The organism is Croceibacterium mercuriale, assembly GCF_000802385.1.
Lineage (GTDB): Bacteria > Pseudomonadota > Alphaproteobacteria > Sphingomonadales > Sphingomonadaceae > Croceibacterium > Croceibacterium mercuriale.
The window spans coordinates 1,518,008-1,529,939 of the sequence record NZ_JTDN01000001.1; the positions used below are offsets into that span (position 1 = coordinate 1,518,008).

Below are 11,932 nucleotides of genomic sequence, written 5' to 3' on the forward strand. Positions count from 1 at the left end.
GTAGTCTGGGTCGCCATATCTGCCTCCAGTCACCAACAGTAACCACAGGGACGCACCCATGCAAATCCTCCGCATCGACAGCGCCACCACCGGCGATGATTCCGTCAGTGGCCGCCTCACGCAGATGCTGCTCGACCATTTCACCGCGGCGCATCCCGATGCCACCGTGATCAGCCACGATTACGGCACCGACCCGCTGCCGCATCTCACCCCCGTCACCACCGGCGCCATCCGCCGACCGGAAGAAGCGCGCACGCCCGAGATGCAGGCCGCCTACCCGGCCGAGCGCGCGATCCTCGACGAGTTCCTGGCCAGCGACATCGTGATCCTGGGCGCGCCGATGTACAACTTCACCATCCCCTCCCAGCTGAAGGCCTGGATCGACCGGCTGGGCGTGCCCCGCGTCACCTTCAGCTATGACGAGAACGGCCCCAAGGGTCTGGCCGGCGGCCGGCGCGTGATCGTCGCCAGCAGTCGCGGCGGCGACTACAACCAGGGCGATGCGGGCGAACATCAGGAAACCTACCTGAAGACCGTGTTCAACTTCCTGGGCATCGATCCAGAATTCGTCCGCGTGAACAAGGCCGGCTTCGGCCCCGAAGCGGTCGAGGCCGGCCTCGCCGCCGCGAAGGAAGAGATCGCGAAGCTGTAAGCCGCGGGCACAGGTGACCGGCCGGCGCATTGATTGGCGATGCCCGGCCCCACCCCCCAGCCTGTCCTGGTCCCGATCCTCGGTGACCAGCTCACCCCGACGCTCTCCAGCCTGGCGGGTCGCACCCCGGCGGACACGATAGTGCTGCTGATGGAGGTGGCGGAAGAGACCACCTATGTCCGCCACCACAAGGCCAAGATCGCCCTGATCCTGTCCGCCATGCGCCACTTCGCGGCCGAGATGCGGGCCGCCGGCTGGCAGGTGGACCATGTCGGACTGGAAGATCCCGCCAACACGGGCAGCTTCACGGGCGAGATCGCCCGCGCCATCACCCGCCACGATGCCGCCGCCGTACAGATGGTGGAGCCAGGCGAGCTGCGCGTGATGCAGGCCCTGCGCGCCTTTCAGGCCGCCAGCCCGGTGCCCATGCGCATCCTGCCGGACGACCGCTTCATCTGCTCCCTGCCGGAATTCTACAGCTGGTCCGCCGGCCGGCGCGAACTCAGGATGGAGTTCTTCTACCGCCAGATGCGGACGGAGACCGGTCTGCTGATGGACGGCGCCGAGCCCGCTGGCGGGCAATGGAACTACGACCGCGACAACCGCGAACCTCCGCCCCGCCAGCTCGACGCCCCGCCTGTTCCGCAGTTCGCTCCGGACGCAATCACGGCGGAGGTCATCGCGATGGTCGAACGCCTGTTCCCCCATCACTTCGGCACACTTGCCCATTTCCACTGGCCGGTCACCAGCGTGCAGGCGGAGCAGGCGGCCGCAGCCTTCATGGCGCAGCGCCTGCCACATTTCGGCACCTGGCAGGATGTCATGCTGCACGGGCAGGACGACCTGTTCCACTCGCTCCTGTCCACCTCACTCAACCTCGGCCTGCTCGATCCGCTGGACCTGTGCCGCCGGGCGGAGGCGGAATACCGCGCCGGCCGGGCGCCACTGAACGCGGTGGAAGGCTTCATCCGCCAGCTGCTCGGCTGGCGGGAATTCATCCGGGGCATGTACTGGCTGCACATGCCCGGGCTGCGCGATGCCAACTGGTTCGGCGCCACCCGGCCGCTGCCGGACTTCTACTGGACGGGCGAGACGGACATGCGCTGCATGGCGGACTGCGTGCGCTCCACCCGCGACAACGCCCATGCACACCATATCCAGCGGCTGATGGTGCTGGGCAATTTCGCGCTGATCGCCGGCATCAGCCCGCAGGAGCTGGAGGACTGGTTCCTGGTCGTCTATGCCGACGCCTACGAATGGGTGGAACTGCCCAACGTGGCAGCCATGTCGCAGTTCGCCGATGGCGGCACGCTGGCCAGCAAGCCCTATGCCGCCAGTGGCAACTACATCAACAGGATGTCCGATTATTGCGGCGCCTGCCGCTATGACGTGAACCAGAAGACCGGGCCGGATGCCTGCCCGTTCAACCCGCTCTACTGGGATTTCATGGTTCGGAACCGGGACAGGCTGGAACCCAATCGCCGCATCGGCCGGATCTACGCCAATTGGGACCGGATGAGCGAGAGCCGCCGGGCCGACACCCTGGCCAGTGCGAAAGGCGTGCTCGACGCACTGGTTCCCGCTGCGCCGGGCTGGGCGCACGCGCAATAGCGCTTACATTGCCAACAATCGCCATTGCCCCTAAGGGCAGGCGCAAAGCCGCCCCACCGGGCGCCAGCAGGAAATACGCCCATGTCCCGCCGCCGCCAGATCTACGAAGGCAAGGCCAAGATCCTGTATGAAGGTCCGGAACCCGGCACCATCATCCAGTACTTCAAGGATGACGCCACCGCCTTCAATGCCCAGAAGAAGGGCACGATCAACGGCAAGGGGGTGATCAACAACCGCATCTCCGAACATGTCTTCCTGCGGCTGTCGCATATCGGCATCCCCACCCACTTCATCCGCCGGCTGAACATGCGCGAGCAGCTGGTGCGGCAGGTGGAGATCATCCCGCTGGAAGTGGTCGTCCGCAACGTCGCCGCCGGCTCCCTGTCCAAGCGGCTGGGGCTGGAAGAGGGCGAACCGCTGCCCCACACCCTGATCGAATATTACCTGAAGTCGGACGAACTGCAGGATCCGATGGTCGCCGAAGAGCACATCGCCTGCTTCGGCTGGGCCACGCATGAAGAGATGCAGGACATCTCTTCCATGGCGATCCGGGTGAACGATTTCCTGTGCGGCATGTTCGCCGCGATCGACATCCGTCTGGTCGACTTCAAGCTGGAATTCGGCCGCATCTGGGATCAGGATTACTCCCGTGTGATCCTGGCGGACGAGATCAGCCCGGACAATTGCCGCCTGTGGGACATGAACAGCGGAGAGAAGCTGGACAAGGACCGCTTCCGCCGCGACCTGGGTGGCGAGGAGGAGGCCTATCAGGAGGTCGCCCGGCGCCTTGGCCTGCTGCAAGGTGAAGATGGCCCGGGCGAGGTGTTCGACCTGTCCGCCCACCGCTCGAAGCTGCGCACCACACCTGCCAAGCCGAAGAAGTAGTCCGGCGGGCGGCCTACGGGCAAATACTGAGGCGGCACGGAACACGTCTTTTCGTGCCGCCTTGTGACCCTGACCGGCCGATTCCGGCTTAAGCACTTGCATACGAATTTGGGGTAGCGCAACTTCCAGCCGCTTATCGGCCGGGGGGTTGCATGTTCGCTCTATTCTACTGCATCCGCGACCAGCACGACTGGCGGCTGCTGGCACTGGCGCTGATCCTGTGTACCGCCACCTGCTGGGCCACGATCGCGCTGCTGCGATCCGCCCAGCGCGCCCGCAACCGCACCCGTCGCCGCTGGACCGCCCTGGCCGCCTTGGCTGCCGGCGTGGGTGTCTGGGCGACCCACTTCATCGCCATGCTGGGCTACGATCCCGGCGTCGCCACCGGTTACGACATTCTGCCGACCGCCGGCTCGCTCGCCATCGTCACCGGTGCTGCCGGGCTCGCATTCTGGCTGGCGCTGCGGCTGGGCGGCTGGCGCGGGCCGGTCGCGGGCGGCATCGTGCTGGGCTGCGGCATCGCCGCGATGCACTATACCGGCATGGTCGCGGTGCAGTTTCCCGGCTGGTTCCGGTTCGATCGGACAGTCGTCGCCACCTCCATCCTGCTGGCGATCGCTCCGCTGGTGCCGGCCTTGCGCCTTGCGCTGGAGCGGCGCGGGCGCGACAGCGCCGTCGGGGCAGCCCTGCTGGTGGCCGCCGCCATCCTGCTGCTGCACTTCACCGGGATGGCCGCCATCACCGTGCTGCCGGATGCAGGGCGCGACCTGACGGGCAGTTCCATGCTGCTGTCCGCCATCAGCCTGGGCACGCTGATCGGCGTCGTTGCCAGCGGGTTGCTGGCGGTGCTGGGCATGGCCACCTGGTTCGCCTCCCGCGCGCGCCTTGCCATCGCCTCGCGCGAACGGGAGTTCTCGCTGCTGGTGCAGTCGGTCCAGGGCCTGGCGATCTACATGCTGGCACCGGACGGCACGATCTGCTCCTGGAACCGCGGCGCGCGAAGCCTGAAGGGCTACACCGAGGACGAGGCCATCGGTCTGCCGTTGTCCACCTTCTACCCGCCGGAGGACCGGACCGACACGATCGCCGCCACCCTGGCTGCTGCCGCCGAACTGGGCACGTACAAGACCGAAGGCTGGCGCTGCCGCAAGGATGGCAGCCGCTTCTGGGCGCATGTCGTGGTGATGGCGATGCGGGACGATACCGGTACGCTGACCGGCTATGCCAAGGTCACGCGTGACATGACCCAGTACCGCCAGAACGAGGAGCGGATGGCGGTGCTGACCGCCAACCTCGATACCGCACTGACCAACATGCACCAGGGCCTGTGCCTGTTCGATGCGGACGAACGCCTGCTGCTGGCGAACGCGCAGGCGGCGGTCCTCAGCGGGTTTGCGGCGGACACCTTCCGGCCGGGCATCACGCTGACGGACGTGATCCGGCTGCACGGCGAATTGCGGGATGGTGCACCACCCGCGCCGGCTGTCATCGACCACGCGCTGCAACGTCACCGCCAGTGCTATCGCGATCCTGACGGCGGCATGCTGGTCTTCCAGTCGCTGAACGATCGCACGCTGTGCATGCGCCATCGCCCGTTGCCCGGCGGCGGCTTCGTGACCACGCTGGAAGACATCACTGAAAGCCGCCGCGCCGCGGCCCGGATCGAGCACATGGCGCTGCACGATGCGCTGACCGGCCTGCCCAACCGTCCTGGCTTCGCCCAGTCGCTGGACGAGGCACTGGCGCAGGCCGGCAAGGTCGGCGGGCAACTGGCGGTGATCGGCATCGACCTGGACCGGTTCAAGGAGATCAACGACAATCACGGCCATGCGGCAGGCGACCTGGTGCTGCGCCAGCTGGGCTATGCCTTCGGCGCCGTGCTGCACGATGGCGAGACGATCGGCCGCATCGGCGGGGATGAGTTTTCCGCCTGCAAGCCGTTTACCGACCCCGATGATCTGGCGGAGTTCGTGCGCCGGCTGGAACAGGCGCTGGAGACCCCCGTGATCCTTGGCGAGCAGCGAATCCTGCCCGGTGGCAGCGTCGGCGTGGCGGTCTATCCGGCGGATGGCACCACTCGCGAAGACCTGATCAACAATGCCGACCTTGCCATGTACCGCGCCAAGGGGACGCTGGGCCAGACCACCTGCTTCTACCAGCCCGACATGGACCAGGCCGCCCGCGCGCGGCGGTTCATGGCGAGCGAGCTGCGCGAGGCAGCCGAGCGTGAGGAACTGCGCCTGGTCTATCAGGTGCAGCGATCCCTGACCGACCACGCCATCACCGGGTACGAGGCGTTGCTGCGCTGGCATCACCCGGTGCTCGGCTGGGTGTCGCCGGTCGACTTCATACCGGTGGCGGAGGAATGCGGCGCCATCCTGCCGATCGGCAACTGGGTGCTGCGCACCGCCTGCCGGCAGGCGGCCGAATGGCCCCAACCGTGGCGCGTGGCGATAAACCTGTCGCCGGTGCAGCTGATGCATGTCGACCTGCCCGCCCTGGTGGCGCAGGCGTTGCTGGAAAGCGGGCTGGCCGCGCACCGGCTGGAACTGGAGGTGACCGAGAGCGCCGTGATCGGTGACAAGCTGCGGGCGCTGCATGTGCTGCGCCAGATCAAGGCGCTGGGGGTCACCATCGCGATCGACGATTTCGGCACCGGCTATTCCTCGCTCGACACGCTGAACTCCTTCCCGTTCGACAAGATCAAGATCGACCGATCCTTTCTGATGGACTCCTCCGCTAGCGACCGCGCCCGCGCGATCATCCGCGCGGTGCTGGCACTCGGCCGCAGCCTGGACGTGCCGGTGCTGGCCGAAGGGCTGGAAAGCGCCGACCAGCTCCGGCTGCTGCGCGCCGAAGGCTGCGATCAGGCGCAGGGCTACTTCTTCGGCCGCCCCGTCCCGCTCGACCATGCGGAGATCACCCGGCAGGAGGCGCTGACCTTGGCGCATTGACGCGGGGCAAGCCGCACATTGCCCGTTCACCGGCGGGCGGGCATGGACGGCGCGATGCTCCGCCTGTCCCCCGCCCTGCTCGCCACCCTGCTTGCCGCCCTGCCCGTGCTGCCCGCACCCGCCATCGCGCAGGTGTCGGCCATCGCGGCCAGTGACCTGCCGGCCGATCCGGACTGGCGCATCGGCACGTTGCCGACTGGCCTCACCTTCCTGATCCGCGCCAACGCCACGCCGGCGGTGCAGGGCACCGTGCAGCTGTGGATCGGCAGCGGTTCGCTGGCAGAGCATGACGCGGAAGCGGGGCTCGCCCACTTCATCGAACACATGGCCTTCAACGGCTCCACCAACGTGCCCGAAGGGGACATGGTACGCCTGCTCGAACGCGAAGGGCTGGCCTTCGGCGCGGATACCAACGCCTCCACCGGCTTCGAACAGACGCTCTACCGGCTGGACCTGCCCCGCGCCGATCCCGCTTTGCTGGACACCGCGCTGATGCTGCTGCGGGAGACCGCGGGCGAGCTGACCTTCGACCCCGCCGCCGTGGACCGGGAACGCGGCGTCGTGCTGGCCGAATTGCGCACGCGCGACACCTACGCCGCGCGCGAAACGGAGGACGAGTTCGCCTTCCTCTACCCCGGTGCGCGCTTTCCCCACCGCCTGCCGGTCGGCAATGCCGAGGTGCTGCGCACCACCACCACGCCGCAGCTGCGTGCGCTGTGGCAGCGGCTTTACCGCCCGGGCAATGCCGCGCTGGTCGTGGTCGGCGACTTTGATCCGGCGGTGGTGGAAGCGGCAATCCGCGCCCGCTTCGCCGACTGGACCGGCGGTCTGCCAGCAGCCGCGCCGAACGCCGGCCCGGTGCTGCACGACCTTGCCGGCCTGACGCATGTCCACGCCGATCCGGCCTTGTCGGAGCGGGTCAGCGTGGTCCGCCATGGCCCCTGGACGGAGGAACCCGACAGCACCGCCCGGCGCCGCACCCGGCTGCTGCGGCAGATCGGCTATGCCATCGTCAACCGCCGGCTGCAGCGGATCGCCAGTGCCGAGGATCCGCCGTTCAAGGCCGCCGGCTTCGGCACGGGAGAGGTGTTCGGCACCGCCCGCTCCACCCGGCTGATCGTGGACGTGGTGGAGGGCGGCTGGCAGCCCGGCCTTGCCGCCGCGCAGGCCGAATATCGCCGCGCACTGGCCAGCGGCTTCAGCGATGCGGAACTGGCCGAACAGCTGGCCCAGCTGCGCACCGCGCATGTGCAGGCCGCCGCCGGCGCCACCACCCGCAACCACGCCAGCCATGTCGCCTCCGCCCTGGCGCTGCTGGATGACGGCACTGTGCCCACCACCCCGGCCAGCGCCCTCGCCCGCTTCGAAGCTTTCGCACCTTCCATCACCGCCGCTACCGTCCATGCTGCGCTGCTGGATGATGCCGTCCCGCTGGCCGATCCGCTGATCCGGTGGGAGGGCCGCACGCCACCCGAAGGCGGCACCCAGGCCCTGCGCGCCGCATGGGACGCCGGCACAGCCGCACCGCTCGCCACCGTGGCGGACGATGCAACGGATGCCTGGGCCTACACCGACTGGGGCACCCCCGGCACCATCATCGCCGACAATACCGGTCCGCTGGGCATCCGCACCCTGACCTTTGCCAACGACCTGCGCGTCAACCTGAAGCGCACGGACCTGTCCGCCAACCGCATCGCCCTGCGGTTGGGCCTCGATGGGGGACGCCTGCTGGACACCGCCGATCGCCCGCTCGGCACCGCGCTGGCCAGCGCGCTGCCCGCCGGCGGGCTGGGCCGGCACTCGGCCGATGCCCTGCAGTCCCTGTTCGCTGGGCGCACCGTGCAGTTCGGGCTCAGCACGGGGGAGGATCGCTTCACCCTGTCCGCCAGCACCACCCCGGCCGATCTCACCCTGCAGCTGCAATTGCTCGCCGCCGCGCTCACCGATCCCGGCTACCGGCCCGAGGGCGAGCAGCAGCACCGCCGCAGCGTGGCCGACTTCTTCGCCCGGGCCGCCGCCACGCCGGAAGGCACGCTCGCCACGCAGCTGGGCGCAATCCTGTCGGACAACGATCCCCGCTTCTCGCTGCAGCCCCGTGCGGAACAGGAAGCCGCCTCCTTTGCCGACCTGCGGGCGACCATGGCCGACCGGCTGGCCCGCGGCGCGCTGGAGCTGGCGCTGGTCGGCGACTTCGACGAGGATCAGGCGATCGCGGCGGTCGCCGCCACGCTGGGCACCCTGCCCGCACGCGAGCCCGACTTCCGCCCCTATGCCGACAACCGCACCCGCAGCTACACCGCCGATCGCAGCCCGCGCATCCTGCAGCATGACGGTCCTGCCTCGCAGGCACTGCTGCGCCTGTCCTGGCCGACCACGGACGGCGAAGACCAGCCCACGGCCCTGCGCCTGGAACTGCTTCGCCGCGTGGCCCAGCTAGAGCTGACCGACACGCTGCGCGAGCGGCTGGGCCAGACCTACTCGCCCCAGGCCAGCGCCAGCCAGTCGCGCACCTGGCCCGGATATGGCGAGTTCGCCCTGTCGGCCGCCATCGCGCCCGATCAGGTGGCCGCCGCCCGCGCAGCCATGCTGGCCACGATCACCCGGCTGGCCGCCACGCCGATCGACGAGGACGAGCTGCTCCGCGCCCGCCAGCCGCTGCTGCAGCTCTACGCCAATGCGCTGAAGGGCAATGCCGGCTGGCTCGGCCTCGCCACCCGCGCGCAGTCCCGGCCGGAGGATATTACCCGCTTCGCGGCCGCGCCCGACCTGATCGCCGCCATCACCCCCGCCGACCTGCAAGCCACCGCCGCCCGCTGGCTGGATACCGGGCAGGCGCTGGAGGTGACCGTCCTGCCGCGGCCGTAACTCCGCTTCCCTTGCGACGTCGCGCAAAGTAGCTTCGCGGGTCATGGCCCACATCACGCACCCGCTGCCCGACGCCACGCCCCCGCGCAGCCTGCCGTGGTGGCGGCACCTCTATGTCCAGGTGCTGATTGCCATCGCTGCCGGCGCCACCCTCGGTCATTTCGTGCCGGAGACCGCGCAGACGCTGAAGCCGCTGGGCGACGGGTTCATCAAGCTGGTGAAGATGGTCATCGCGCCGGTCATCTTCCTCACCATCGTCACCGGGATCGCCGGCATGCGCGACCTTGCCGCAGTCGGCCGCGTGGCGGCGAAGGCGTTTGCCTACTTCCTGTTCTTCTCCACCCTGGCGCTGATCGTCGGGCTGCTCGTCGCCAACATCGTCCGCCCGGGCGACGCCCTGCAAGTCGATCCGGCCACCCTCGATGGCGGCAGCGTCGCGCAATATGCCGAGGCTGCACATCACGGCAGCACGCTCAGCGAGTTCCTGCTCGGCGTCATTCCCGACACCGCCTTGGGCGCCTTCACCTCCGGCAACATCCTGCAGGTGCTGCTGCTGGCCGTGCTGTTCGGCATCGCACTGGCACTGGTCGGCCCGCGGGGCGACCGCCTGCTGTCCGCGCTGGAGGATCTGTCGACCGTCGTGTTCCGGCTGGTGGCCCTGGTCATGCGTGCGGCGCCCATCGGTGCGTTCGGCGCGATGGCCTTCACCATCGGTGCCTACGGCATCGGCGCCCTGGCCGGTCTCGCAGGGCTGGTCGCCACCTTCTATCTCACCTCCCTGCTGTTTGTGGGCGTGGTGCTGGGCACCGTGGCGCATCTCGCCGGCTTCTCGCTCTGGCGGCTGGTGAAATATCTGCGGGCCGAACTGCTGCTGGTGCTGGGCACCTCCTCCAGCGAAAGTGCGCTGCCTTCGCTGATCGAGAAGATGGAACGTGCCGGCTGCCCCAAGCAGGTTGTCGGGCTGGTCGTGCCCACCGGCTATTCCTTCAACCTGGACGGCACCAACATCTACATGACCCTGGCCGCCCTGTTCATCGCGCAGGCCACCGGCGTTGAGCTGAGCTGGGGCGAGCAGGCCCTGCTGCTCGGCGTGGCCATGCTGTCGTCCAAGGGTGCGGCAGGCGTCACCGGCGCCGGCTTCATCACGCTCGCCGCCACGCTTTCCATCGTGCCCAGCGTGCCGATCGCCGGCATGGCGCTGATTCTGGGAGTGGACCGCTTCATGTCCGAATGCCGCAGCCTGACCAACTTCATCGGCAACGCCGTGGCCACCGTGGTGGTCAGCCGCTGGGAAGGCGGCTTCGATGCAGAGCGCTTCCGTGCGGCCACCAGTGGCGAATTGCCGGCGATGGATGTGCAGGAAGCACGGGACGGTCCGGCCGATCAGCCGACGTCCCCAACCGTCCGCTAACAGTCGAGATCACTGTCCAGCAGGGCCTCCACCGCGCGCATTCCCTGCAAGGTAAGCTGAGGGACGGCCCCACGATATGTCGTCTGTTCGACCAGCATCTTCTGCTCGAGGACCGCCACCCAGCGATTGACAAGCGGCAGCTGGATTGACGCCAGGCCGCTGATGGTTGCGGCGTCCGGCGTGCGTCCTTCAGCCTCCGCCAGGTAGATCTGCACCAGGATCAGCCAGGCATGATCCATGAACAGATCCTCGCCCAATGCCCGCCTGCGCCGCTGGATGCGTGAATCCACCAGCCTTGCGGCCCGCCAAAGACTCTCCGGATCGTGCTTGAGACCATCCTGCTTGAGCATGTGGATGGTGCCGACCAGGCGCCCGCCATCGCTTCCCTGCAATCGCGAAACCTGGACGTTCGACCATATGGCGGAACCGTCCGGACGGACATACCGCTTCCGGATGGTCAGTGGCGCATCGCCGATCCTCAGACTGGCAAGTGCGGTGACGTTGCGCGTGCAGTCACCCGGATGTGTCAGGGCCTCGAACCCTATCCCGATAAGCTCGCGTTCCTCGCGTTGCATGATCTCGCAGACCGTGGCGTCAACCGCTAGAAGCGTGCCGGACCTGTCTGCAAGCGTGTGTCCAAACAACATGAACGGGGTACCCTCATACGTTGTCGCGGGAATCGTCAGATGTGTGACTAGTGTTGCGGGCGGTCTACCAGCTCACCCGGCATCTTAAAACTAACTTTTAGTTTGCTAACTCCAGAGATGAACCATGAACATAATACCGGTGCCTGATGGTTCAGGCAACGTGGTCGAGATGCAGGTAAAGTTCACTGGAGCCGCAGAGATTGCGCAGGCGCTCTCGCTCCGGAATGCCGACGAACCGCTTCTCGCATACGATCAGGCCGTCAGCCGCCGGACCCATGAGCGATCGGCTGACATGAACCGACGTCAGGCCAGTAGCATCCGCCAGCTGTTCCTGCGTCATGGGCAGCTGGTAGCCGGAGACAGCAGCAGACCATCCACGTTAGCCAGATCGCCGGGCATGTGCATGCTGACGATCTGCCGGTCACATCGGGCGCGGGAAACGCTTTCCTACATTCGACCGGCCGGTTTATATCAGCGGCACACAAAGCCTAATGAAGTCAATCACCTGCCGCCTCGATGCGACAACGTCATGTACAGTGTCACCCCTGTCACCCCCTGCCGCACCGCGCCTGCCTTCCTGCACTGTGCAACCTGTGTCACCCCCTCCCCACTTGCCCCGCCGCGTGACGCGCGATAGGCGCTGCCGCAATCTCTCCAGCACCGGGAAACAGCCATGAAGGTCCGCGTCCATGTCAGCCTGAAGCCCGGCGTGCTCGATCCGCAGGGTCGCGCCGTCCACCACGCACTTGAAGGGCTGGGCTTCACCGGCGTGCAGGATGTGCGGGTCGGCCGCCTGATCGAGCTGGAGGTGGCGGACGACACCACCGATGCCACGCTGGACGACATGTGCCGCCGCCTGCTCGCCAACGGTGTGGTCGAGAACTACCGGGTGGAGCGGGTCTGATGG

The 11,932-nt window shown here is 67.8% G+C and carries 9 protein-coding genes; 7 read left to right on the forward strand and 2 right to left on the reverse strand.

What is annotated here, in order from left to right; translation table 11 throughout:
- Positions 1–58: 58 nt before the first annotated feature.
- The 6 genes from PK98_RS07015 (at position 59) to PK98_RS07040 (ending at position 10,378) form a co-directional block, all read left to right on the forward strand.
- Complete coding sequence (locus tag PK98_RS07015; protein WP_039095308.1) at positions 59–652, forward strand: FMN-dependent NADH-azoreductase; 594 nt, start codon at positions 59–61, stop codon at positions 650–652.
- Between the two features lie 39 nt (positions 653–691).
- On the forward strand, positions 692–2,263 hold the full coding sequence (locus PK98_RS07020) for a cryptochrome/photolyase family protein (RefSeq protein WP_039095311.1): 1,572 nt from the start codon (positions 692–694) through the stop codon (positions 2,261–2,263).
- Between the two features lie 81 nt (positions 2,264–2,344).
- Complete coding sequence (purC, locus tag PK98_RS07025; RefSeq protein WP_039095313.1) at positions 2,345–3,148, forward strand: phosphoribosylaminoimidazolesuccinocarboxamide synthase; 804 nt, start codon at positions 2,345–2,347, stop codon at positions 3,146–3,148.
- Between the two features lie 152 nt (positions 3,149–3,300).
- Positions 3,301–6,102 carry a bifunctional diguanylate cyclase/phosphodiesterase gene (locus tag PK98_RS07030; protein ID WP_052208161.1) on the forward strand — a complete coding sequence of 934 codons (2,802 nt, stop codon included), beginning with the start codon at positions 3,301–3,303 and terminating at the stop codon, positions 6,100–6,102.
- A 54-nt stretch (positions 6,103–6,156) separates the two neighbouring features.
- The gene (locus PK98_RS07035) at positions 6,157–8,967 is read left to right on the forward strand and encodes a M16 family metallopeptidase (RefSeq protein ID WP_161792410.1); all 2,811 of its coding nucleotides are present in this window, start codon (positions 6,157–6,159) and stop codon (positions 8,965–8,967) included.
- Between the two features lie 43 nt (positions 8,968–9,010).
- Positions 9,011–10,378 carry a dicarboxylate/amino acid:cation symporter gene (locus PK98_RS07040; RefSeq protein ID WP_052208162.1) on the forward strand — a complete coding sequence of 456 codons (1,368 nt, stop codon included), beginning with the start codon at positions 9,011–9,013 and terminating at the stop codon, positions 10,376–10,378.
- Here PK98_RS07040 and PK98_RS07045 read toward each other — a convergent pair.
- Entirely contained in the window at positions 10,375–11,025 is a 651-nt protein-coding gene (locus PK98_RS07045; RefSeq protein ID WP_039095317.1) for a PAS domain-containing protein, read from the reverse strand. The two genes, PK98_RS07040 and PK98_RS07045, sit on opposite strands and share 4 nt — an antisense overlap.
- Before the next feature lie 151 nt (positions 11,026–11,176).
- Entirely contained in the window at positions 11,177–11,365 is a 189-nt protein-coding gene (locus PK98_RS07050; protein WP_052208163.1) for a helix-turn-helix domain-containing protein, read from the reverse strand.
- 333 nt (positions 11,366–11,698) lie between these two features.
- Between PK98_RS07050 and purS the strand changes: the two genes are divergently transcribed.
- On the forward strand, positions 11,699–11,929 hold the full coding sequence (gene purS / locus PK98_RS07055; RefSeq protein ID WP_039095319.1) for a phosphoribosylformylglycinamidine synthase subunit PurS: 231 nt from the start codon (positions 11,699–11,701) through the stop codon (positions 11,927–11,929).
- Positions 11,930–11,932: the final 3 nt, after the last annotated feature.